The sequence below is a fragment of the Cytobacillus firmus genome (genome assembly GCF_023657595.1).
In the GTDB taxonomy this organism is placed as follows: domain Bacteria; phylum Bacillota; class Bacilli; order Bacillales; family Cytobacillaceae; genus Cytobacillus; species Cytobacillus firmus_B.
The window spans coordinates 2623938-2648311 of record NZ_CP098323.1; the positions used below are offsets into that span (position 1 = coordinate 2623938).

Below are 24374 nucleotides of genomic sequence, written 5' to 3' on the forward strand. Positions count from 1 at the left end.
GTTTTTTCACGAATCTGCAAAGAAAATGGCTCCAGCAAATAGCTGGAACCACCTTAATAATATTTACGCAAATTTTCTTTATATAAACCTTATTGCCTATTGGCAGCATTCCTAAAATACCGTAATACTAATCACTTCTCTTAGCGGTCAAAAACGGATTACTTGCAATCCTCTCTTTATTTACTATTTTATTCCATAAACCTCATTAAATCCCCATGCACAATATCATCAGAAAAGCCGAGCTCTTTCCTGGAGATATCCATTAAAGGTTCACAGCCTGTAATATCCGCTTCTTCTTCCGATTTACTATCGAAGCATTTACCGGATTTGTACAAATAGTCTTTCGCTATGAAACTTCCATCCCGGAAGGTAACGGGATGATAGGGATCCCTTGTAAACAGGTTTTGCCCGAAGCTGAAATTTTCATCAGCACTTATGCCGAGCAGATGAAGAATCGTTGCCCTGATATCGATTTCCCCGCCAAGGTTCGAGAACGTTTTGCCCTCCACACCCGGCACATGGATAATCAGCGGCACACTCTGGAGCTGCATGCGGTTCACAATCGTATCTTCCTGCCCCAGCAGTTCAAGCACACCATGCTCATACTTGTCAGAGATGCCATAATGATCGCCATACAATACAAACATCGTATTTTCATAGAGTCCCTTCTTTTTTAAGTCCTGGAAGAAGGTTTTAATGGCTTCATCCTGGTACCTGACGGTTGTGACATAGCGATTGACCACCATTTCACTGGTGCTGGCCTCAGGAATAAACTGATCTTCCTCCTCCAGCAAAAACGGAAAATGGTTTGTTAATGTGATAAACCTTGCGTAGAAAGGCTTTTGCAGGTTATCCAGATGCTGAATGGATTGCTGAAAAAATGGAATATCTTTAATCCCGTAGTTCACTGAGTTCTCATCACTCACCATATAATCGGCTTTTGAAAAATAACGGTTGTATCCTAAGGAATCATACATGGCCTCCCGATTCCAGAACGAAGCGTCATTCCCGTGGAAAATGGCTGAGTAATAATCCTTTTCAGCTAATATATGCGGCAGGCTCCGATAAGCGTTTTCCGTTTTCCGGACAAATGCCGAGCCGCTGGACAAAGGATAAAGGCCCGTATCAACCATGAATTCCGAGTCCGATGTTTTGCCCTGTGCTGTCTGATCATAGACCCGGCTGAAATAAAAGCTGTCTTCAATCAGTGAATTAAGGAAAGGCGTTATTTCCTGCCCATTCACCTTCTGGTTGATCACAAAATTCTGTGTGGACTCCATGCTGATCAGAACGACATTCATACCTTTTGCGGCACCAAAGTAATCTGATGGCTTATCTTCATGTGATTGCACATACTCAGCAGAAGCCTCAGCATCTGTTGCACTGGCAAAAGCGCGGTTGAGCGGGTTTGCTGCAGCGATTCCAATATCATATAGATGATACTGATACAAGCCTATATGCTTAACAAGCTGCTGGCGATTATAGGATTCCGAAAATAAATGAGGCACTTTCACCAAGCCAAGAGTGATGGTTATTAGAACAAACATCAGACTGACAGCACCATAAAGCCTTTTTGATTTATATGTAACCTGCTCACCTGTTGATTTCCTTTTTAAATAGTAAAGCCAAAAAACAACCAGATCAGCCAATAACAGAAGATCCCATGGGCTGATTAATTCAAAAGTACTCGGTCCTATCCCTCCTACATTTTTAAACTGAAAAAGGATAGGAACGGTTACAAAATCAGTATAAAAGCGATAATATAGTAGGTCCCCAAAAAGAATGCCGGTCAAAACTGCCATCGCTGCAAAAATAGCTCCCGGTTTGGCCTTTCGCTTAAAGTAATAAGGAATTCCGAGAATGACCATAATGGCCCCAATAGGGCTTAATAGCATAAATAAAATATCTGTCCAGTTCTCCGGGTGCAAATTGAATCCGATAAAGGATACAGCAGCCGTCTTGATCCAGATTAAGATAACGGCAGCCCAAATGGAAGGAAGCTTTTTAAATAACTTCATAATCATACCGCTTTTCATAGTGTTTTTCGAAAATACCTGCCATCATTTCAATAGAAGCCATGACCTTCTCTTCTTCCTGCGCCCCCATCAGAGCCACCTGAACCCAATTTCTTTCAAGCAGGTACCCGCTTTCATAGCTTAGAAGAGTTCCATTCTGTTTGCATATGTCGCCAAATTCCCTGCTGGAAACGCCCTCCGGCAAATGGACAGTAAGGATGCCTGGCGAATAATCGTCCCCGCCCAGAACGGAAAAACCCTTGTCTGCAAGCCTCTCCCTTACTTTGAAAGACAATCTGTTTATCTTGTCATAATCTATCAGCTTTATACTCTCTTTTAATGCGTAGACCAGATTGGAAGAATGGGTATAAGGAATGCTTTCATTGTCCTCATACATCTTTAAATCCAGGTATCTGGGAACACTGCTGTTCCCTTTAATTCTGTCTCTATGGAATACAATCGCAAGCCCAGGGTACGAGCCAAATCCTTTTCCGCTGACGGAGGATGCCATATAAATATCTTTTAGATTAAGCGGGACGATTCCGGCTGTACTGCATGCATCCACGCAAAGCTCGGCACCATGCTTCGCACATAGCTCCTGAATTCTGCTTATATCGAATAAATACCCTGTTGAGGTTTCACAATGGACCGTCCAGACCCAGTTTATAGAAGGATTTTCTGTCAGCATATATGCAATTTCCTCATGCAGGATCGGTTCATTCCAGTCTTTTTCAATCGTCTGAAAAGATAGTTGAAATCTTCTGGCATGATCAATGAGACGATAGCCAAATTCACCATTGGCGAGTATCAGCCCATTCCCCTCCATGTTTTTCAGCTGGGCAGCGACAAGGTCGTTCGAAAGTGTTCCCGTCCCGACAATAACTTGTGCATAAGAGGCACCTGTCATCCTGCATAAGTGAGAACGCAGGTCCTTCAAGTCCTCAATGAAGTCATGATGGCGATGTGATACGGCTTCTTTGGCAAAAGCGTTTTTCACCTTCTCATGAATAAAGACTGGTCCCGGCAAAAAAGAGTGCTGCCCGGACTGATCTGAGTTTCTGGCCATTAAGCGTTTGAAAACTTTTGTTGAACGTTCGAAATTCTCTTTTGTTAAGTACATGGGCTGAAATTGGGCGCCCTCCTCTCCTGTCAGAGGACCGAAAGGCAAAAAGCCAATCCGCTTATACAATTTCAGCTGTCTGACCGTCCCCGAGATCAGGGCCATCGAATAATTTTTTTCAAGGCAAAGCTCCACAAGCTTTTCACAAAGCTGATAAAAAACACGGGTGCTGCGGTATTCTTTTTTGACTGACAGCAGGCGTACCTCGCAATATTCCCCCTTAACAGGCAAGTAGTCTTCGAGATTAGGAAGTTTGTAATCAAGCGAAAATGGCCTTTTCGCTCGAATGGCGATCATTCCTGCCACTTCCTCGCCAGCCTTGGCAATCACATATGTATTTTCTTCATGAAATTTATCGATTAGGAGCTGATTTTCATTTTGCTTATGCTGTGGAATTTCTTCCACAAATGTCTGATAGTTCAGCTGATGAATTTGTTCAAATTCATCATGATCGGCTGCGATTTTGCAGATAATATTCATAGTTTACCTCCTATGCTTAGGCATGATGAAATTTGTATGGGAAATTAGGACAATGATAAACATCAGCAGCAGTCCTGCCGCAATAATGAATGAATCCCCAATCACCCAGGCTGTTATTGGAATTGAAGCCATCGAGATAAAACCCGATAATGTATACTTTCGAAGAGATGCAAACATAATTCCCATTGTGATGACCATGATTGCTATCGTCAGAGGCTCCAGATACAAGGCAGAAGCCAGATAGACAACCACTCCTTTTCCGCCATGTAACCCCAGCTGAATTGGAAAAAGATGGCCCAGGAGCACGCAAACAGCGCTAAGAATGTATACACCATCACCTTCAAACAAGAGTCCAGCTGCATATAAAGCTCCCCATGTCTTTCCCGCATCAACTGCTATGGTCAGCAAAAACCCAGTCTTCCCGAATGCTCTTCCGGCATTGGTAGCCCCTGCATTCCCGCTCCCTATATACCTTATATCCTCTTTAGCCAAATATTTAACCACATAATAAGCTCCAGTTATGCTGCCCAATGCGTAAGAAAAGGCCATAACGATCAGAGCGGCCCAAACATCTTCGATCATAAAACCAATCCCGCCTTCTACTAATTAAACGATCAAAAAGGGTAAAAAGTTTCATATACTTACAATTTTACAATCTAACTTTTCAGTTACTCACCTAATTTTACCATTAAACAAGTTGATTGCCAGAGCCTTAAATCATAATTCAGCTATTTTAATGCCAACATTAAATTTTCAGTAAAATAATTATATTTTTGTGTTGACATTGTTTATCAATCGCATATAATTTGCATTAAGGCAAAACTTTTTAATAAACACATAAATCTTGTCCATATGAAGTTAAATTGTATAAAAACAATTAATTTGAATTCATTTAAGTTTGGAAAATGAAGGAGGATAAAAAAATGAACGATCCAGCTATCTCCATACAGGATTTGCACGTCTCCTATTTTGGAAATGAAGCGGTAACTGGTGTCAGCCTATCGGTGAATACCGGGAATCTGGTGGGCATTATCGGACCGAATGGCGCAGGCAAATCAACCTTCCTAAAAGCTATGCTGAATCTCATACCAAAGGATAAAGGTGCAGTAACGGTGCTGGGAAAACCCATTACTGAAGTTCGCAAAAGCATCGCCTATGTCCCGCAGCGCAATGACATAGACTGGGATTTCCCCATCACAGTGCTTGATGCCGTTCTTATTGGAACCTACCCCCATTTAAAACTGTTCCGGCGTCCAAAGAAGAAGGATAAAGAATGGGCCATGGAATGTCTTCAGCGAGTCGGCATGCAGGAATTCAGCAAAAGACAGATTGGTGAACTGTCAGGCGGCCAGCAGCAGAGAGTTTTTCTGGCGAGAGCTCTTGCCCAGAAAGCCGATCTTTTTTTTCTGGATGAGCCGTTTGTCGGGGTTGATGTATCGAGCGAGGAAACGATTGTGAATATTTTGAAGGAGCTGTGCAGACAGGGAAAAACAGTGATTGTCGTACATCATGACTTAAGTAAGGCTAACGATTATTTCAATCAGTTAATCCTGCTAAATAAGGAATTGATCAGTTTCGGAACTGTTGAAGAAGTGTTTAAACCTGATGTAATTGCAAAAGCATACCAGGGGCAATTTGCATTTATGAATGAGATTGGGGTGTCATTATAATGGCTTTCATTGAAGCGGTGATGCAATATGGTTTTCTGCAAAAAGCGCTATTAACGTCGGTTATGGTAGGAATTATCTGCGGAGTCATTGGCTGTTTTATCATCCTGAGGGGAATGGCTCTTATGGGAGACGCCATATCACATGCCGTACTTCCCGGCGTCGCCATTTCGTATATGCTTGGTGTCAACTTCTTCTTCGGGGCAGTGATCAGCGGTGTAATCACGGCGATCGCTATCGGCTTCGTTTCGCAAAACAGCCGGATTAAGCATGATACCTCAATTGGCATTATGTTTACGGCCGCATTTGCTTCAGGAATCATTATTATTACAATGCTAAAAAGCAGTACAGATTTGTACCATATTTTATTTGGGAATGTTTTGGCGGTAAGATCATCCGATATGTGGATCACATTGGGCATCAGCCTGATTGTGTTGGGGGCTGTTTACCTCTTTTACAAGGAATTATTGGTCACATCGTTTGACCCGACAATGGGCGCAGCTTACGGACTGCCCGTTCGATTCATTCATTATTTCCTAATGACTCTCTTAACGATGGTAACCGTTGCATCCCTCCAGACAGTAGGCATTGTCCTGGTAGTTGCCATGCTTATCACCCCTGCAGCGTCAGCATATCTTTTAACCGAGCGGCTGTGGGTGATGATTTTCATTGCATCTGGCATTGGGGTGATTTCATCCATCGTTGGACTTTACTTCAGCTTCACCTACAACTTAGCTTCAGGAGCAACGATAGTCATCTCATCCACCGCTATTTTCATTCTCGTTTTCTTATTCTCCCCTAAGCACGGGCTGATATGGAAAACGCTGAAAGTAAAGAAAAAGAGAGCTTCATTAGTTTAATTATCATAATATCAAAATTTCAGGAGGTAAGACTATGATTAAAAAAGGCTTTCTATTATTAGCTGCATCCCTTCTTTCTGTGTTATTCCTGTCAGCCTGTAGCAGCGGTAAGAGCACAACTGCCAATGATGATGGAAAAATCCACGTTGTCACCACCTATTCGATTGTGTATGACATTGTGAAAAGTGTAGGCGGAGATTTGGTTGAGATTCATAGCCTGGCACCAATCGGCTCCAATCCCCACGAATATGACCCGCTTCCTGAAGATGTACAAAAAACAACCGATGCAGATGCTGTATTTTATAACGGCCTGAATCTCGAGGCCGGCAACTCATGGTTCAACAAGCTGATGGAAACGGCCGGAAAAGACGGTGAAGATGCGCCGGTCTTCCTGATGAGCAAAGGAGTTGAGGCCATGCACTTAACCACGAAAGGCAAGGAAAGTGAAGAAGATCCCCATGCATGGCTCGACATCCGGAACGGGATCAAATACGCGGAAAATGCCAGAGATGGACTTATTAAAGCTGATCCAGACAACAAAGAGGTTTACGAAAAAAACGCAGAAAAATATATTGCAAAGCTTCAGGAGCTGCATGATGAAGCGGTCGAACAATTTAATGAAATTCCAGAAAACGAACGTGTTCTCGTAACAAGTGAAGGCGCTTTTAAATATTTCAGCGAAGCCTACGGATTCCAGGCAGAATACATCTGGGAAATCAACCAGGAAAACCAGGGAACACCAGAACAAATTACAAGAATTGTAGATATTATTAATGAAAAAGGAATTACAGGACTATTCCTGGAAACCAGCATAGATGCAAGAAGCATGGAAGCTGTATCCGATGAAACCAATGTTCCGATCATGGGAAAAGTGTTTACAGACTCTCTGGCAAAGCCGGGTGAAGATGGCGATACGTACATCTCGATGATGGAATGGAATATTAAAACCATTAGAGAAGGCTTGACGAAGTAACAAATAAAAGATTAGTACTGTAAAAAAACCAAAGACACCTCTTCCGTTTGGAGAGGTGTCCATTTTCATAATAAATGACATGACAAAAGCACTGCACCCAAATTATCTGAACCATTCTGTTAAAACCACCATGGAGAGAAAACCCATAATAAAAGCCAGTGTAGATGCCCTCTCATTCCCATCTCCATGGCTTTCAGGTATCAATTCTTTATAGACCACATAGAGCATAGAGCCTGCTGCGAAAGCAAGTCCATAAGGAATGATATATTCAAAGGATCCGCCCAAAAACATCCCTATTAATCCGGCACATAATTCTATCATTCCTGTCAGGGCCGCAAATAAAATGGCTTTGAACCTGCTGATATTCTGTGTAACCAGGAATAAGGCCACCAGGAATCCGTCAGGGACATTTTGAAGTCCAATTGCAAAAGCTACAAGCGGCCCCAGATCCTGGCTGCTGCTTACATTGCTTATTCCGACTGACAGACCTTCAGGCAAATTATGAAGTGACATCGCTATTAAAAACAATAATACAACACGTGCATGCTTCGATGAATGACGGGAATTGTCCAAATCAACATGCGGGATAACACTTTCCAGCAAGGTCAGTACAAAAGTTCCAACTAATATTCCAATGACCAAGACAGCAAGATTAGAAAGCTTAATAGCTGATGGAATTAGACCATAAGCGGAAGCTGCCACCATAATTCCAGCCGTATAGGCAAGCAGTACATCCTTGCCTTTGTGGGAAATATCTTTTATTAAAAAAATTGGCAGTGCTCCTAAGCCTGTACAAAGCGAAGAAAAAAGAATAGGCATCAATGACATGGTAATCCTCCGCAACCTTATTATTTCATCATATGTTTAATTTTATTGAACATGCTTCCCTTTACTTAAACTTCTCTGTAAAGCATAAACAGGTTCCCATTCTTTAATTTAAGAATTGAAGGTGAAATGTCTTGGAGCTAAAAAGCATAAAAAGATATGTAATAGAGATATATAAATTAGAAAGAAAATATGGACATGCGACTATATCAGATATTGCGGGCTTGCTTAATGTGACCGTTTCGTCTGCTTCAAAAATGGCTGCAAAACTAAAAAAATGCGGTTTCGTACATTTCCAGCCGTACAGAACAGTCACATTAACGGAAAAAGGATTAGAAATTGGAAGCCAGCTGGAGCATACCCATAAGACATTGATTGAGTTTTATCAATATATTGGAGTTAAAGAAGAAAAGATTATGGAGGAAGTAAAAGAAATAGGAGTCTATATTAGTCCAGAAGTGACCACAAAGATTAAGAGCTTTTTAGAGTCCAGAATAAAGGACGTTTGAGGAATTAGTTATCTAAGCTTTCATTTATTCATCCAAATCAACACAGTTTCTATCAATGCAAAAATGTTAAAAATGAAAAACAGCCTATTCCCGATTGGAATAGGCTAATTCATCTCAAGCAGTCTTTCTCCAGAAATTCTCCATATTCTCAAGAGTCTTCCCTTTCGTTTCAGGTATAAACTTCCATACAAAAATGGCTGAAAGAACACTCATCAGTCCATAGAAGCCGTAAGTTAAGCCGCCGCTGAATTCCATCATCATCGGATAAGTCGATGAAATGAAATAGTTTGCGGCCCATTGCGCTGCTACAGCTACCGCAACTGCCTGTCCGCGGATTTTGTTAGGGAAAATTTCCGAGATCAATACCCAGCAGATCGGCCCCCATGAAAGCATGAAAGACGCTGTGTAAACAATGATAAAAATTAACGTGCCCATGCCGATTATATTGGAAAAAGCCATTCCTGCAACACCAAACATCCCGATTGCCATTCCAATGGATCCTGTAATTAATAATGGCTTGCGCCCCCATTTATCTACAGTTAAAATGGCCACAACTGTAAAGATGACATTTATGATACCCATGACAATCGTTTGCAGCATCGAGGCATCCTTTGCTGCTCCCATGCTTTCAAAGATACGCGGTGCATAGTAGAGAGCCACATTAATTCCGACGAATTGCTGGAATACAGACAGCAGAATTCCTATTACAATCACTAATTTTCCATATGCAAACAGCTTTTCTGCCGGAACATTAGCTGAGGCTGCCACCGACTTTTTGATTTCACCCAGGATCGTTTTTGCCTCGCTTGCACCATTAATTTTTGTAAGGACTGCTAGAGCCTTATCATCATGATTTTTAATGGCCAGGTAACGGGGTGTCTCCGGAACCAGGAGCAGCAGCAGACCAAAAGCAAGTGCCGGAATAGCTTCTGATGCAAACATGTACCTCCAGCCAACATCATTGATCCATTCCAATGGACGGCCGCTGGCAATGCCCCAGTTGACAAAGTACACGACAAGCATCCCGAAAATGATCATAAATTGATTGAATGAAACCAGGCGTCCGCGGATATCGGCAGGTGCAATTTCACCGATATACATCGGAACAATGGCTGACGCCAAGCCTACCCCAATACCGCCAATAATGCGATAAAGATTAAAAGTCAGCAATAAAGAGATGGTCGGTTCCCCTTTAGTGAAAAATAAAAATTCAGGAAAAGCCGAGCCTAAAGCAGATAAGAAGAAAAGAACAGCTGCAGCAATAAGCGAGTTTTTGCGCCCAAACTTCGACGCAAAATAACCGGATATTAAACCGCCAATTATACAGCCAATTAAGGCACTGGAGGTTGTCGCCCCATGAGCCAGCGACCCTAATCCCAAACTCTCGATCAAATAAATTTCCAGTGACTTTTCAGCTCCTGAAATAACTGCTGTATCATATCCGAAAAGCAAACCGCCTATCGCAGCAACCAATGTAAGTGAACCAATATAAAGAGAGTTCCGATTCTGTTTCATAGTTTTTAAAGACAGATTTGAACCAGGATAGAGCGCTTACAATTCCCTATTTTCAAATCTATCTTTACTCCTTTCTATTCGAAATGATTAAACAACGTGAAACTTGAAACTTGTTTTTGTTTTATAGACTTCATTTTTCTCCAGGACAATAGAAGGAAAATGTTCATGATGAACAGAATCAGGCGGACATTGTGTTTCGAGACATAGGCCTAAATGGCTTTTTGACTGAACACCCCTGATTTTAAAATCGCTTCCAAGCATGTTCGCTGTATATAAAACAACACTAGGCCTGTCCGTTTCCACAGCCAATTTTCGTCCGCTTGCAGAATCCACTACAGTCATTTCACCTGAATTCAATAGAAATGGATGATCATAGCCTCCGCCCGCAAGCATGTTCTGCGGATGTCCGGATTTTACGCCTTCTTTGATTTTCTTACCAGCCCTAAAATCAAACGGGGTATTTTCAACATGTATGAATTCCCCGGTAGGAATCAATGTTTCATCAAGCTCCAGAAAGTGATCACTTTTTATTGTCACCTCGTGTTCAAGAATGTCCCGCTTTAAGTCTCCGCTCAGGTTAAAATAAGTATGGTTTGTCAGATTGATGATCGTTTTTATATCAGATATCGCTTCATAACTAATGACCAGTTCATTATCATTGTTCAGTGTATAGTTTACCGTTACCTCAAGTGTCCCGGGATACCCTTCTTCTCCATCCGGACTTATATAGGAGAACTTGATGTTTGCCTCATTCAAGCCCTTTTCGGCGGCCGAGTCCCAAATCACTTGGTGAAAACCTGCACCTCCATGAAGGTGGTGTTCCCCATCATTTTTCGGCAGACTATACGCAGTTCCATCAAGTGTGAAGTCCGACCCTGCTATCCTTCCGGCAACCCTTCCGATAATTGCGCCGAAGAATGGTGAATGATTTATATATTCTTCAAGTGTGTCAAAACCCAGGATCACATTCTCTATATTTCCTTCACGATCAGGGACAGATATTCCCGTAATGATTCCCCCGTAGTCGATACACGATACGCTCATTCCATGATCATTGCTGATTGTATAAGATTTAATTATGTGTCCATTCAACTCGCCAAAGATACTTTCAGTTATGTTCATGTCCTTCTCCCTCAAGACAGCTTACTTTTTCCTGAAACCGGCCAATCCCTCATTCAGTTTTCTGGTTTGTACATAAACCTCTTTGTATAACTGGAAAAGCTCCTGATATTTCTTAACGTTTTCAGGTATCGGCACATACGTTTTTTCGTATGAAATGAAGTCATCAGCACAGGCTTCCAGAGATTCATACCACTTGCATCCGTATGCCGCGAGCATTGCCGCACCTACAGCAGGGCCTTGCTCACTTGAAAGCTTTACAATGGTGCTATTGAAGATATCTGCCTGTATTTGCAGCCAGGCATCACTTTTGGCTCCGCCGCCGATTGAAATGACGGTATCGATCAGCTTGCCGCTTTCCCTGAATATTTCAATTGATTCATTTAATGAAAAGGTAATTCCTTCAATGACCGATCGTACAAAGTCGTTTCGATTATGTGAAGAGTCCATGCCGATAAAGCTTCCCCTAATTTGTGAATCTGCATATGGCGTTCGCTCGCCGGCCAGATATGGGGTAAACAATAGACCATTCGATCCAATCGGAACCTCGCTTATTTCAGCCAGCAGGGAGTCAAATGAATCCTTTTCTGCAAACGTATTTTTAAACCAGCTCAAACTATGTCCCGCTGCCAGGGTTACACCCATTGTGTAGTAGGCATTTTCTTCACCATGATTAAAATAATGGACCTTCCCCTGAAAATCCTTGTCATTTTGTTCTTCATAGGATAAAACGACCCCTGATGTGCCAATGCTGCATAATGTTTTGCCTTTTGACAGAATTCCTGAACCGATCGCACCGCAGGCATTGTCAGCTCCTCCTGCAAATACCTTCGTTAAAGGAGATAATCCCGTCTTCTCAGCAATCTCAGGCTTTAAAGTCCCTACACTTTCATGAGATTCAACAAGTGGCGGACAGATGTTTATATCAATCCCTGTCAGCTTGCACATCTCTTCACTCCACATTTTCCGGCCGGCGTCCAAGAGCAAAGTGCCCGCGGCATCGCTATATTCACTATGAATCTTTCCAGTCAGTTTAAAACGCAGATAATCTTTAGGGAGTAAAAATACAGCCGCTTTTTCAAATACTTCAGGCTCATATTGCTTCACCCAAAGTAATTTTGGTAATGTAAAACCTTCCAGTGCAGGATTCTTTGTGATTTCCAGCAGTCGCTTCTCACCAGCCAAGTCATAGATCTGCTTACACTGCTCTGTTGTACGTGTATCATTCCAAAGGATCGCATTTCGCAAAACATGATACTCTTCATCAAGAAGAACAAGACCGTGCATTTGTCCTGAAAAACTGATTCCCTGTATGTCTTCCGCATCTCCATCGAATTGTTCTGTAAGTTCTTTAAGAGCATCGACTGTTTTATCAGCCCATTCAGCAGGATCCTGTTCACTATAACCCGACTTTCCATGAATGAGCGGATAAGACCTGGAAACTTCGCTGCATACTTCTCCCTTTTGATTCATTAATAAAACTTTTACCGAGCTCGTGCCAAGGTCAATCCCGATTACATATTTCATGGCTGATCATCCTTTTGATAAATGAAATGTATGCTATTTTTTAAAAATGTACTGGGACACTTTCGTGTTCCCAGTACATTTAATCTTTTCTATTAATCTCTTATGCTTTTACACTCGCATAAGCTTCAAGAATGTATTTATTTAAGATAGCTTTTAGCTGTTCCTGTCTTCCGGATTTGTTTTCAATTCTTTCAAGCTGAAGGGCATGCTTCTCAAGCTTATGGAAGTCTGCTTTTCCTTCAACGATGTCAAGACCGATGCCTTCTGTATAGCTGCTGTATCTGTCAGCAATAAAGTTATCTAATACTTTATCTTCGATTAAACGCTGTGCAACTTTTGCACCAACCGCAAATGTGTCCATTCCTGCAATATGAGCATAGAACAGATCCTCAGGATCAAATGATCCTCTTCGAACCTTCGCATCAAAATTTAGGCCGCCTGTTCCAAGACCGTCATTTTTAAGAATTTCAACCATGGCGAGTGATGTGGAATAGATGTCTGTCGGGAATTCGTCCGTATCCCATCCCAGCAGGGTATCTCCCTGGTTGGCATCCACTGAACCAAGCATTCCATTTATGCGTGCTGTCTGCAGCTCATGCTCAAATGTATGGCCGGCAAGGGTCGCGTGGTTAGCTTCAATATTGAATTTGAAGTAGTCTTTTAAGCCGTAAGATTGCAAGAATGATAAACTGGTTGCCACATCAAAATCATATTGATGTTTGGTAGGCTCCTTCGGCTTTGGCTCGATTAGAAATTGTGCGTCAAATCCAATTTCGTTTGCATAATCGATTGCCATATGGAAGAAACGCGCAAGATTATCAAGTTCAAGCTTCATGTTCGTATTCAGCAGTGTTTCGTAGCCTTCGCGGCCGCCCCAGAATACATAGTTCTCAGCACCCAGCTCCTTGCCGATTTCAAGTCCCTTTTTCACCTTTGCTGCAGCATAGGCAAAAACATCAGCGTTAGGCGCTGTCGCCGCACCGTGCAGCCAGCGCGGATGTGAAAACATATTAGCGGTATTCCATAATAGCTTTGTACTGCTGGATTTCATGTATTCCTTAATCATGGCCGTAATCTCATCTAAGTTCTTAAAAGTTTCCCTTAATGAATCCCCTTCAGGCGCAATATCAGCATCATGGAAACAGAAAAATGGAACGTTCAGTTTTTCATAGAATTCAAAGGAAGCTTCTACACGTGCCTTGGCTAAATCCATTCCGGAAAATCTGTCATATGAACGGATCATTGTTCCATCTCCGAAAGGATCTGTGCCTTCCGCAGTGAACGTATGCCAGTACGATACTGCAAAACGGAGAAAATCTTCCATTTTTTTGCCGTTAATCATTTCTTCAGGATCATAATATTTAAACGCTAATGGATTATTTGAATCTGGACCTTCGTATTTTACTCCACTCACATTTTTGAAATAGTTCATTTTTCATTCCTCCAATTTATACTGATTTTTCTGTGTGTTATCGCTTTCATTTGTTTACATGTTGATTTTAACACCATAAACTTAGTTTGTCTATCGAATGAACTAAGTTTTATTTTTATTTTTAATTATGGTATAAATGGAATATGATTGTAATAGACAAAGAAATTGAGAATTTGAGGAGAAAAATAATGACTTGGAATCAGCAGCTGGTAAAAATGAAAAATAAATCACGCGTTCTGCAGACGATCATCGACCAATCCCCTATCTCCCGGGCGGATATCGCACAGCATTTGGGACTGACAAAAGGGACAGTTTCCTCATTAGTCAACGAGCTGATAGAAGAAAAAATCTGTTCCGAAACAGGGCCGGGCAAATCGAGCGGCGGACGCCGCCCGGTGATGCTGCTCTTTAATGAACAAGCTGGATATGCAATTGGTATTGATTTAGGGGTTAACTATATTTTAGGTGTCATGACTGATTTATCCGGTAATATTGTGAGCGAAAATTTGAAGCATATGAATAGCATGAGGTATGAAGAAACCGTTCTTGTTATAAAAGAAATCATCCAATCCCTTTTGGACTTTACCCCTGAGAGCCCATATGGTGTGATCGGAATCGGTATTGGTGTACCAGGAATCGTAAATAAGGAAGGCAGCAATATCCTGCTTGCCCCTAACCTGGGCTGGACAGATATCAATTTAAAAGCAGAAATTGTGGCAGAATTTCACCTTCCCGTTATCATCGACAACGAAGCAAACGCCGGAGCGTACGGCGAAAAACGTTTTGGAGCCGGGAAAAATTTTGAAAACCTCATTTATGTAAGCGCAGGAATTGGCATAGGCGTCGGCTTTATTTTACAAAACAGCCTCTATCGTGGTGCTGAAGGATTCTCCGGTGAAATGGGCCATATGGTAATTGATTTAGATGGAAAAGAATGCAGATGCGGCAGCAAAGGCTGCTGGGAATTGTATGCTTCTGAACAGGCATTGCTAAACCAGGCAATGAATATTCAATCCAATTTAAAGCGGGATGATCTGAACCTGGAGTCATTAGTTGAAATGGCGGAAGAAGATGAGGAAGTAAAGGATCTGTTCCGTCAAATTGGCCGAAGCCTCGGCATTGGCATAAATAATATCATCAATACATTCAACCCCGAACAAATTATCATTGGAAATCGCTTAGCCATTGCCAAAGAATTTTTACTGGAATCGATAATGGAAGTTGTCGAGAATCGTTCCTTAAGATTTAACCAGGAAAACTTAAACATTACATTTGCAGATTTATCGATCTACTCCACCGCACTTGGGGCATCAGCTTATGCCACAGAAAACTTTCTGAACTCGGACCTGCAGGAAAATTTGAATAAATAGACTGCCTGATTGGCCTTAAACTGACTCGCTAAAAATAAAAAGAATGTCCCGGATGCGTTCGGAACATTCTTTTTTTGTATTTCCCCTCCTCAGGGCCTGTAGCCGTATGCAAACGAAAATAAAAAAAGGAAAAACATAAACAGAAAAGAAGATGGAATCAAACTAATAAGAATAAGAATTTTAGCCTTCCTGCTCTGCGTTTTGGTAAACCACTTAACATAAATGAAAACCAGAATCGCTGCAAGCGGAAGGAATAGATAATTTGTGATTGTGTCAACCCAACCTGAGTTCTGGTCCCAATAAGTATCAGGCACTGGGGATATTCCTTCGAATTCCTTATCAATCCTGTTTTTAACGGTAATAAAATAATAGGAAACCACAATATAGTAAGCCACAATGACACTTTTTACCCACCAGACAATATACTTGCTGAAAACGACAATTATAAAAATAAGCATCAGTGTAACGAAAAAGCCTGTGTATTGTTCCATTTTGAAAAACCCCTTCAAAAACGTTCTTTCTATTACAACTTCTCTATTTTTAACACCTTGACTTGTGCCGGGAAGGATTCCAGTATTTCTGAGTACCAGATTTTCACTTTATCTCCACCCTTTAAACCTGTTAAAACAGCATTATTCAACTTATAGACAGATTTATATTTTCCTATTAATTCATCAACGGATCGTGCTTTTGCATCTGTCTCCGTAAACCCCTTATCTTCAATAAGCAGTATTACATTCTCTTTCATGACGATTGTTCCTTCCATTGCTGCCGTTCCCTCATTCACCTGAGCCTGCTGACTTAATATCCCTATAAACCAAAGCAGCAGCAATACAATAATTAAGATAAAAATAGCTAATGCTCTTTTCATTGTTCTATTCTCTCCAATTGTGTTTTCTTACAGCATCCCGAAAATGAATACACTAAGGAAATAACAGAATTGCTATCCTGTGTACATCCATTCGCTTCCATTATTTTTCTCATTGCGGCATTTTCAGCCTGGGTTGCCCCGAGATATTTTTCAGCTTTAAATTCATACTGCAATCTATGAAGCCCTATTAAATGCAGGTTCTTACCATACCCTTTACCCTTGAAATCAGGGTGGATGCCGATCCAAAACATCCTTCCTTCCCGGTCCCGGTCAGGTTCCAAATGAGGAAAAACGGCTCCAGCCGGTTCTGAATTAACAGTATAAACGGTAAACATTTTATCAGCCTGTTCTGGGAGCTCTGTCTCCATGCTCTTTAAAAAGTTTGCAGTTTGCTCATTAGTAAAATTCATAACTTCAGATAAAAAAATAACGGAACTTTTGTTAAGGAGCGGCCAAACTTCATAATGAGGGACAGTTTCTATCTCACATTCTGCAAAAGACTTTTTAAAAATAACTCTTTCACCAATCACACTCATTTTTCCTCGAGTGAGCACTAATTTATCCAGGATTCCTTGTGTGCACTCAAGCTTTACTTTTTTAATTCTGCTTTCATCCATGGTAAGAAGCCTATTTATTAAGTAATCTACTTTATTGGGACTTATTCGTTCATCCTGAAAGATTTCCAGAATAATTTCTGAATCACCTTTAATACTGTGTACCCCTGCTTCTTTCAGGTCTTTTAATAGTTCATCCATTGTAATCACCTCCATTAAACCGAAAAAGAAAATGGCCATTGAGAAAATCCCATGGCCATTTGAAACTCTTTCCATTATAGATGCTGTGCAGTAACCGAACGCTCACATTCCAAAATTCCTGCCGGCGGACCTTCGTACAGAATTTCACCGCCCCCTGCACCTCCATCAGGACCTAGATCCACGATCCAATCACTTTTCCGGATAACGTCGAGATTATGTTCGATGACGATTACGGTATTGCCCTTTTCCACCAATTTATTAATGATTTCCAGAATATTGGCGACATCGGACATATGCAATCCCGTCGTTGGTTCATCAAGTATATAAATGTTTCCTTTCGTATTCAGTTCCTTTGCAAGCTTTAGTCTTTGACATTCGCCACCTGACAGGGTGTTCAGCGGCTGTCCCAGTGACAAGTAGCCAAGACCGACTGTTTCCAGGGCTTTGAGTTTTCTCTGAATGTCTTTTGCTTCAAAGAACTCCACAGCGTCCGCTATAGACATCTCCATGATTTCAACAATATTTTTGCCCTTATATAGGTACTGGAGCACGTCCTGCCTAAAACGGCTTCCATGACAGTCACTGCATTCGACTTCCATTGCATCCATAAAAGATAAATTGATTTCAACCGTACCGGTCCCCCCGCATGTTGGACATCCCCCGGTCGAGTTGTAGCTGAATAATCCGCTTTCCACTCCATTGGCATCAGAGAAAGATTTTCGAATCGAATTCATAATGCCGGTGAAAGTTGCCGGATTGGACCGGATGTTGGCATGGACCGGGCTTTGGTCAATCCGGATGGCCTCCGGAAAATCTTTTGCAAACACTTCATTCACAAGAGTGCTTTTCCCGGATCCTGCTACCCCTGTTATAACCGTAAAAACCCCTTTAGGAACAGAAAGACTCACATTCTTTAAATTATGCAGGCTGCTTTTCCTGCTTTCCATAAACTCGGAAACCGGTCGCGGATTCGTGTTGATCTCTGCACTGCGGTTTAAGTAATTGGCAGTTAATGTATCAGAAGAAAAGAAATCCTGATAACTTCCGGTATACATGATCTCTCCCCCGTGTGTTCCCGCATGCGGCCCCACATCAACGATATGGTCGGCTATTTGGATGACGTCCGGATCATGCTCGACAACTAAAACGGTATTGCCTCTGTCCCTCAGCCGAATCAGCAATTCATTTAACCGGTAGACATCCCGCGGATGCAGGCCGGTGCTGGGTTCATCAAATATGTACATTAAGCCGGTTAAGTTACTGGATAAATATTTTACCATTTTCACCCTTTGGGATTCACCGCCCGATAGTGTTGGCGTTTCCCTTGTCAGATCCATATAGCCAAGTCCAATCTCACAAAGGTTTTGCAATCGCTCCATGATCCCGTCAAGAATTGGCTTTGCTTCAGGTGAAGTAATCTGTGGAAGCGTTTGGATTAGCTGATCTAATTGCATGAATGTCAGGTCATGGATGGTATAGCCTTTGATTGTGGATGAAAGCACCTTTTCATTGTAGCGTTTTCCTCCGCATGACGGGCAATCAGTCATGGTGCTGAAATTCTTCAGGAGCTTCTCGCCAGCCTTTGAAGTCTCTTTGTCCCTCTTGACATGCTGACGCATGAATTTGACTGCAAGGCCCTCATAGGTTGCATTCATATCATTATTCATATAACTGACTGTTACTTTTTGCGGCTCCGTATGGATAAGCTTATTAAATTCTTCTTCTGTATAATCCTTAATTTTCTTATCAATATCGAAGAATCCGGATTCCGCATACGCTTTCCATTGCCATGTTCCAGGTCCAAAACCCGGAAGCAGAATAGCACCTTCATATAAGCTTTTTTCCTTATCAAGAGCAGCATCAAGATTGAGTGTAATAATTCTCCCAATCCCTTCACATGTCGGACACATGCCGCTGGGATCGTTAAAGGAATAGGCGTTGCTGTACCCTATATGAGGATCTGCAAATCGGGAGAATAACAGGCGAAGAAGAGGATTAATATCTGTAGCGGTTCCAAGTGTGGATCGTGCATTTCCGCCGAGCCGTTTTTGATCGACTACAACGGCAGTAGAAAGATTGTTAATTTCATCTGCTTCCGGACGGCTATATTTTGGAAGAAAAATCCGCTGAAAACTGCTGTACGTCTCATTTAACTGGCGGCCTGCCTCCTGGGCAATCGTATCAAAAACAATGGATGATTTGCCGGAACCGGAGACACCTGTAAAGATTGTAATCTTTCCTTTTGGAATATGCAGATTAATATTCTTTAGGTTGTTTACTCTGGCATTGAAAATTTCGATGAATTCCTGCTTCACACAATCAGCTCCTTTTGATTTCATTTTTTGTATGTATGTATTTGGCGCGGAGAATTATCATACCAATAGTGGGAAACAAATTGCAATAATATTCTTTAATTATTTTTAAAAAAACGTAAGCGCATTACCTTTAAAAATGAATTCTCTTAAAACCCATGAATACCTGCCAAATGTTAACAATTATTGAAATTCCAAAGGAAAATGTAAGAAATTAACGAAGTAAAAGGACAAGGAGGTGAAAAACGATGACTCTCCTTTTTTACAAAGCGATGGAGGCGTTCAAGAAGGATGCGGAGCGTCTTGAAAAAGAAAAGCTTCAAAAGGAAAAGTCGAATGAGAAAAAATCAAAATAATGAGTTGCTCTTTCATTCCCCATGGGGGAATTTTTTTTGAAATACTGAGCAGCAGTTTTCCCAATGGAGAACAAAGGGCTTCACTTCCTGTTCCGAATTGAATTTTATTCTCGGGAAATTCCCGACAAATGTTCCTCCCTGTTCTTCTATAAGTCTCTGAAGCTGTTCAAGAGCGCAGCAAAATTCAGGATAGGAGGTATTGCGAATATAAAAACTGATGAATGGTGTCAATATGGCAAACAATCATATAATAGTAAAGCAATTTTTCCATTACTTGGCTGCAAACGAGTAACTGGAGACTTAAAAAAAGCTAACGCTCTCACGCCAGCTTTATGTTTTTATTCAGATTAAATGGCCTTTGCTATGTAATATTCCAATTCCTCTTTCAGGCTCCAGGTTTCGCTAAGCTTTCTGCTATTCTCAGCAAATGAGTCCCTGTCCCCCGCTTCTAAATCCTGATCTATTTTATATTGCAGATAATTGATTTTCAAATCTATATCTAACTGAGATGATATGTATTCATTTCTAAAATATCTCTCTATATCCTCAATTGCCATGTAAAAAGCCTGCTGTCCATTAATCACCACAAGCGCATACCATCCCAAAAATGTGTATTTTCGGTCAGGAGTAACCTCAATTAAATCACCCTTTTGAAAGTGCAATATATTCACATGATCAGCATCAGGACAAAAGCAATCGACTTGATGGTCAAATTGCTCTATTGCGATATAAAGTTCACTCATTATTCAACTCTCCCACATGTCAAATTCAGCTGCTCCGATAAGAGCCAAACCGCAGCAAGGGCAGCTGCCATCGTTACATTCATCAGCTTCCATATCCGCTAGATAACCGCACCAGCCGCAAATATATTGTTCAATCGACTTAGCTCCCTCCTTCATCTTGAATGTAGTATGTAATTTAACTCTAGTGATAATGATTATCATTGATAAAATCTATTTTAAATGAAAATGATTATCATTGTCAAGGAAATAGGATATGTAATATGGGGCCAATTAAAGGCATGGACCTCCTATGCCTCGTTTTTACTTCTGCCTTCTCTTTTTCAGAATCATGAGCCTCTCACGGCGATATATTTTTTCTATGTTTTCCTCATTTTCGCCTCTATAAATTTTCCATCACACTTAACAAAACCCCCGTTCACAAATCTGTCACACCGTTTCCAAAACCACCCTGCCCAAGTCCCCCCTTGATTTATATATAGAAGGTGAAAGGGTGGTGCATTTTTATGAATTTGAAATCAGGCAGTGTGGACCAGTTTGAACAGTTTTCTCAGTTTAAAGATCTTCAGGAGTTTAATGCCCATTTGGAAATGTGGCTATCGGTGCATAAGGACAAGTTTTCTAAGGGTGAGCTGGCTGGTTTAAAGAGGCTGGTTCGTTTTGCTGCGAAAATCCCGGGGGTATCTAATGCCAAGATTGGCACTGTATTAAAAGCGATTCACGAAGAATATAACGGCAATGGTATTTCCCGCTCAACTTTTAAAAGAATGATTGCCAAGGCAGCAGAGATCGGTATTTTTACTGTTCATGAAACTGAGAGAAAAAACGGCTCACAGTCCAGCAATTTATATGTTTTTAATCGTTTTCCAAAGAGTGAACCACCTAAGAAGGATAAATTGGACCGCCCTAATAAAACTATCAATCTTTCTAAAACTAATAAAAATCAAAAGATTACTAAACGTAACGAAACCGTCCTTGATCACACTTTTACGAGTGACCGTGTACCACAATCATTTAGCAGCACCGTAAAGTGCTTTTTTTCTGAAGCCAAGCAGATAGAGGAGTTTTGGAGAATGGCATCACTTGCAGCCTATAAAAATAATTGTGAGTTGAACACTATTTTAGAAACAGCCATCCATTCCTTTAAGCAGCTGATCAGGAAAATGAAAACCAGCGCCATTGCTAAGCCCGCTGCTTATTTCTATGGAATCCTGAATAAGAAATTTGAAGAAAAATACTTTGAAGAATTGCATGAAATGGGGTTTCCGGCTGAAGACAATGCCTTTTCGCTAAATTTTTTTTACAAAAAGTAGCTAACTGCCCCTTTGCTGGGAGTTAGACCCCCTAACTTCAGACTTAGACCCCTTAACTCCGGACTTAGGGGGAGTAAAAGGCCGATTTACGACTTTTGCTGGATTCGTAAAAAATTAGCTGTCAGGATATGTTTGAGCTACCCGGGAATACACAGAGAGCGCGCTTTCCTTGAAGGGACATTTTCATGGAGAGTTTTGAACAGATATCAGCACAATATGAACCTATGATTCATGATATCATGCATAAATTGAACATCTATAAAAATACTGAGGAATTCCACCAGCTGGGTTTAATCACACTTTGGCAGGCGTGGAAAAATCATGACGATGAAAAAGGGACCTTCCTTTCCTACGCTTACAGTATGGTAAAAGGACATATGATGATGGAATTAACGAGACAAACAAAGCAGATTGATCGATATATCTATCCGGAAGCAGACTTCTGGGAATTCATCGAAGACACCTCACCAGTCCCAAGCCCAGAGCTCACACAGGAACTTTACAAAAAATGCGGAATGTTATCTGAAAACCAAATGAAATGGCTCCACTATACTTTATGCGATGGGCTGTCTGTCAGGGAAATTGCTGAAAAAGAACGGGTCTCCCTGTCTGCAGTCAAAAACTGGCGGCAAGGTGCCCGTGAGAAGCTGAAGAAAATAATGCAGTTTAATTAAAATTCACCCTGTCCTTTTCCCCCTCAAAAATATATATAAATGGTGAAAGGAGGTGATCCAAGATGGCACAAGCAATTATCACTGATTCCAAACTTCGCCTGGTATTTGAAACAGGCCTTAATGGGCAGGGCAAGCCGGTTCACAAATCAAAAACCTACAGCGGCGTAAAGCAATCGGCCACAGCAGATCAGCTTTTCACGGTGGGACAGGCGATCGCCGGACTTAGCAGCTATCCATTAGCTGAAATCAACAGAAATGACAGCTTCGATATTTTAGGCTAAACAAACTATTAAAAAACCAAAAACATAAGGAGGGAATATTAAATGGCTAAATCATTAGAAATGACTTTCATCTCTGAACTGGGCAAGCCAACAAAACTTTCTGTTGATAACCCGATTGAACCCATTGATCCTGATGCGGTAAAAGCAGCCATGGAGCAAATCATTGCTGCCAATGCATTTGAAGGCAATGGCGGAGATTTGGTTTTAGCGGAAAGTGCTAGATTAGTTGAACGGAATGTAACTGAATATGAATTAGTATAATCATCAGTGGCCGGATTCCTTGGAACCCGGCCATTTTTACAATACTCACCAGAAAGGAGCAGCTGCCGTGGAACAGATGGTCACATTGATCAGCGAACTCGGCTTCCCGATCGTTGTCACCTTTTTCCTGCTGAACCGGATCGAAGCGAAGCTTGATGTTGTGGTGTCTTCCATTCAGGGATTGCCGGATCGGTTGAAGGAATAGGAAAAACAAATATGCTGCCATAAAAACAATATGGCAGCTCCTGTTTATCTAACTAGACTCACTTTATTCCTGCTTCCAAGCCTTTTCTTAATGGATCATAGGGTGACAGATCTAGTTCCAACTCCCTTTTCAATGCAAGATCTGCAGCCATGGTGCCCACGTAAGGTCCCATTGTAAGCCCTGATGCCCCTAATCCTGTTGCGATAACCAGCCCCTCTGCAGCAGGAATCGTACCCAGCAGCGGCAAGATATCAGGTCCAGCTGGACGGAAGCCAATCCTTACTTCTTTTAGAGTGCTTCCAGCTAATCCTGGTGCAACTGTTAATGCTTCATCCAGAACTTCTTTCACACCTGCCGCCGTCAGTCTATAATCAAACCCGGATCCCGTTTCCCTGGTAGCTCCAGCCACCACTTTTGAATGGTCGAAAGCTACTAAGTAATGAGTGCTTTGCGGAAGGACAACCGGCCACCTGGAAGTGTCCACACTGTTCATTTCCAGATGGGCAATTTGCCCGCGCTGGGGTTCGATTTTAAGATCAATGCCCAATGGTGCAAGTAAGTCCTTAGCCCATGCACCTGCAGTAACGATAACTGCATCGGCAGCAATGACATCCCCGTTCACTTTTACTCCTGTAACCTTATTACTATGAAATACAAGGTCACCTTCACCTTCAATCATGGCAGCACCATGTTTTTTTGCGCCATTTAGCATAGCGTCTCTTAACAGCCTGCCATCCAATCTCGCTGCACCCGTAACATGGACAGCCTGCAGATCCTCCCTGAGCGGCGGATAAAGTTCCCTGGCTTCCGCTGCTGTTAATCTCGTAATCTTCCCTACCTCAGGGGTTTCAGCTTTTTTTTGACGAACACTTTGTTCGATCTCATCCAGCTCATCAGAACTGCTGCTGACTGCCATAGCTCCTACCATTCCATAACCAAAATTCTCTTCACCATCTTGTTTAAGATTTGCTATTAAAGATGGATAGTAAAGAGCTCCTCGTTTTGCAATGGTGTACCAGTCTTTATCATGTATTCTGGAAATCCACGGGCAAATGATTCCTGCCCCTGCAGCAGTTGCCTGTCCCTGGTGTGCCTTATCAATAATGACAACCTCTGCACCTTCTCTGGAGAGTTGATAGGCTGCACTTGTACCGACGATTCCGGCGCCTATGACGGCTATTTTCATGGCTGAAC

Annotated in this window: 24 protein-coding genes; 10 read left to right on the forward strand and 14 right to left on the reverse strand. The window is 41.7% G+C overall.

Annotated elements, in window-relative coordinates:
* Positions 1 to 188 precede the first annotated feature (188 nt).
* Genes NAF01_RS13315 through NAF01_RS13325 form a run of 3 tightly spaced genes read right to left on the reverse strand, consistent with a single transcriptional unit; the run spans position 189 to position 4197 of the window.
* Positions 189 to 2018, reverse strand: a complete 1830-nt coding sequence (locus tag NAF01_RS13315) for an LTA synthase family protein (RefSeq protein ID WP_250800417.1) — start codon at positions 2016 to 2018, stop codon at positions 189 to 191.
* Positions 2005 to 3615 (reverse strand): aminotransferase class V-fold PLP-dependent enzyme, encoded by a 1611-nt coding sequence (locus tag NAF01_RS13320; RefSeq protein ID WP_250800418.1) that lies wholly within the window; start codon positions 3613 to 3615, stop codon positions 2005 to 2007. The genes NAF01_RS13315 and NAF01_RS13320 overlap by 14 nt, the downstream gene beginning before the upstream one ends.
* Positions 3616 to 3618: 3 nt before the next feature.
* The gene (locus NAF01_RS13325) at positions 3619 to 4197 is read right to left on the reverse strand and encodes a glycerol-3-phosphate acyltransferase (RefSeq protein WP_250800419.1); all 579 of its coding nucleotides are present in this window, start codon (positions 4195 to 4197) and stop codon (positions 3619 to 3621) included.
* 341 nt (positions 4198 to 4538) lie between these two features.
* Here NAF01_RS13325 and NAF01_RS13330 point away from each other — a divergent pair, with 341 nt between their 5' ends.
* Genes NAF01_RS13330 through NAF01_RS13340 form a run of 3 tightly spaced genes read left to right on the forward strand, consistent with a single transcriptional unit; the run spans position 4539 to position 7115 of the window.
* Positions 4539 to 5285, forward strand: coding sequence for a metal ABC transporter ATP-binding protein (locus tag NAF01_RS13330; RefSeq protein WP_135148215.1), 747 nt, complete (start codon positions 4539 to 4541; stop codon positions 5283 to 5285).
* Complete coding sequence (locus NAF01_RS13335) at positions 5285 to 6142, forward strand: metal ABC transporter permease (protein WP_163139850.1); 858 nt, start codon at positions 5285 to 5287, stop codon at positions 6140 to 6142. Before NAF01_RS13330 ends, NAF01_RS13335 begins: the two co-directional genes overlap by 1 nt.
* 34 nt (positions 6143 to 6176) lie before the next feature.
* Entirely contained in the window at positions 6177 to 7115 is a 939-nt protein-coding gene (locus NAF01_RS13340; protein ID WP_250800421.1) for a metal ABC transporter substrate-binding protein, read from the forward strand.
* A gap of 102 nt (positions 7116 to 7217) precedes the next feature.
* Here NAF01_RS13340 and NAF01_RS13345 read toward each other — a convergent pair whose 3' ends face one another.
* Positions 7218 to 7943 (reverse strand): ZIP family metal transporter, encoded by a 726-nt coding sequence (locus NAF01_RS13345; RefSeq protein WP_250800423.1) that lies wholly within the window; start codon positions 7941 to 7943, stop codon positions 7218 to 7220.
* A gap of 131 nt (positions 7944 to 8074) precedes the next feature.
* Here NAF01_RS13345 and NAF01_RS13350 point away from each other — a divergent pair, with 131 nt between their 5' ends.
* Positions 8075 to 8449 (forward strand): metal-dependent transcriptional regulator, encoded by a 375-nt coding sequence (locus NAF01_RS13350; RefSeq protein ID WP_250800424.1) that lies wholly within the window; start codon positions 8075 to 8077, stop codon positions 8447 to 8449.
* A gap of 114 nt (positions 8450 to 8563) precedes the next feature.
* Here the strand turns inward: NAF01_RS13350 and xylE are convergent, their stop codons facing one another.
* From xylE to xylA, 4 genes are all read right to left on the reverse strand, one after another.
* On the reverse strand, positions 8564 to 9964 hold the full coding sequence (gene xylE, locus NAF01_RS13355; RefSeq protein WP_163139852.1) for a D-xylose transporter XylE: 1401 nt from the start codon (positions 9962 to 9964) through the stop codon (positions 8564 to 8566).
* Between the two features lie 87 nt (positions 9965 to 10051).
* Positions 10052 to 11086 (reverse strand): aldose epimerase family protein, encoded by a 1035-nt coding sequence (locus NAF01_RS13360; RefSeq protein ID WP_222501898.1) that lies wholly within the window; start codon positions 11084 to 11086, stop codon positions 10052 to 10054.
* Between the two features lie 21 nt (positions 11087 to 11107).
* Positions 11108 to 12610 (reverse strand): xylulokinase, encoded by a 1503-nt coding sequence (gene xylB, locus NAF01_RS13365; protein ID WP_222501896.1) that lies wholly within the window; start codon positions 12608 to 12610, stop codon positions 11108 to 11110.
* 100 nt (positions 12611 to 12710) lie between these two features.
* A complete protein-coding gene (xylA, locus tag NAF01_RS13370; RefSeq protein WP_250800426.1) occupies positions 12711 to 14042 on the reverse strand; it encodes a xylose isomerase in 1332 nt (443 codons plus the stop codon).
* 188 nt (positions 14043 to 14230) lie between these two features.
* On the opposite strand from xylA, the gene NAF01_RS13375 reads away from it, so the two are divergent.
* A complete protein-coding gene (locus NAF01_RS13375) occupies positions 14231 to 15412 on the forward strand; it encodes an ROK family transcriptional regulator (RefSeq protein WP_250800428.1) in 1182 nt (393 codons plus the stop codon).
* 89 nt (positions 15413 to 15501) lie between these two features.
* Here the strand turns inward: NAF01_RS13375 and NAF01_RS13380 are convergent, their stop codons facing one another.
* The 5 genes from NAF01_RS13380 to NAF01_RS13400 all read right to left on the reverse strand — a co-directional run bounded on the left by NAF01_RS13380 (position 15502) and on the right by NAF01_RS13400 (position 20449).
* Positions 15502 to 15903, reverse strand: coding sequence for a hypothetical protein (locus tag NAF01_RS13380; protein ID WP_250800430.1), 402 nt, complete (start codon positions 15901 to 15903; stop codon positions 15502 to 15504).
* A gap of 32 nt (positions 15904 to 15935) precedes the next feature.
* Complete coding sequence (locus NAF01_RS13385) at positions 15936 to 16283, reverse strand: DUF3221 domain-containing protein (protein ID WP_248347599.1); 348 nt, start codon at positions 16281 to 16283, stop codon at positions 15936 to 15938.
* Positions 16280 to 17038, reverse strand: a complete 759-nt coding sequence (locus NAF01_RS13390; RefSeq protein ID WP_250800431.1) for a GNAT family N-acetyltransferase — start codon at positions 17036 to 17038, stop codon at positions 16280 to 16282. The genes NAF01_RS13385 and NAF01_RS13390 overlap by 4 nt, the downstream gene beginning before the upstream one ends.
* A 74-nt stretch (positions 17039 to 17112) precedes the next feature.
* Positions 17113 to 19353: an ATP-binding cassette domain-containing protein gene (locus NAF01_RS13395; protein WP_250800433.1), complete on the reverse strand. Its 2241-nt coding sequence runs from the start codon at positions 19351 to 19353 to the stop codon at positions 17113 to 17115.
* A 700-nt stretch (positions 19354 to 20053) separates the two neighbouring features.
* Entirely contained in the window at positions 20054 to 20449 is a 396-nt protein-coding gene (locus tag NAF01_RS13400) for a hypothetical protein (RefSeq protein WP_250800435.1), read from the reverse strand.
* A 503-nt stretch (positions 20450 to 20952) separates the two neighbouring features.
* On the opposite strand from NAF01_RS13400, the gene NAF01_RS13405 reads away from it, so the two are divergent.
* The 5 genes from NAF01_RS13405 to NAF01_RS13425 all read left to right on the forward strand — a co-directional run bounded on the left by NAF01_RS13405 (position 20953) and on the right by NAF01_RS13425 (position 23180).
* Positions 20953 to 21759 (forward strand): hypothetical protein, encoded by an 807-nt coding sequence (locus NAF01_RS13405; protein ID WP_250800437.1) that lies wholly within the window; start codon positions 20953 to 20955, stop codon positions 21757 to 21759.
* A gap of 185 nt (positions 21760 to 21944) precedes the next feature.
* Complete coding sequence (locus tag NAF01_RS13410) at positions 21945 to 22433, forward strand: sigma-70 family RNA polymerase sigma factor (protein WP_197215766.1); 489 nt, start codon at positions 21945 to 21947, stop codon at positions 22431 to 22433.
* A 62-nt stretch (positions 22434 to 22495) separates the two neighbouring features.
* The gene (locus NAF01_RS13415; protein ID WP_048009201.1) at positions 22496 to 22714 is read left to right on the forward strand and encodes a DUF1659 domain-containing protein; all 219 of its coding nucleotides are present in this window, start codon (positions 22496 to 22498) and stop codon (positions 22712 to 22714) included.
* A 42-nt stretch (positions 22715 to 22756) separates the two neighbouring features.
* Positions 22757 to 22975, forward strand: a complete 219-nt coding sequence (locus NAF01_RS13420) for a DUF2922 domain-containing protein (protein ID WP_250800438.1) — start codon at positions 22757 to 22759, stop codon at positions 22973 to 22975.
* A 67-nt stretch (positions 22976 to 23042) separates the two neighbouring features.
* The gene (locus tag NAF01_RS13425) at positions 23043 to 23180 is read left to right on the forward strand and encodes a YvrJ family protein (RefSeq protein ID WP_113884848.1); all 138 of its coding nucleotides are present in this window, start codon (positions 23043 to 23045) and stop codon (positions 23178 to 23180) included.
* A 58-nt stretch (positions 23181 to 23238) separates the two neighbouring features.
* Here the strand turns inward: NAF01_RS13425 and NAF01_RS13430 are convergent, their stop codons facing one another.
* Complete coding sequence (locus NAF01_RS13430; protein ID WP_250800440.1) at positions 23239 to 24366, reverse strand: NAD(P)/FAD-dependent oxidoreductase; 1128 nt, start codon at positions 24364 to 24366, stop codon at positions 23239 to 23241.
* Between the last annotated feature and the right edge of the window lie 8 nt (positions 24367 to 24374).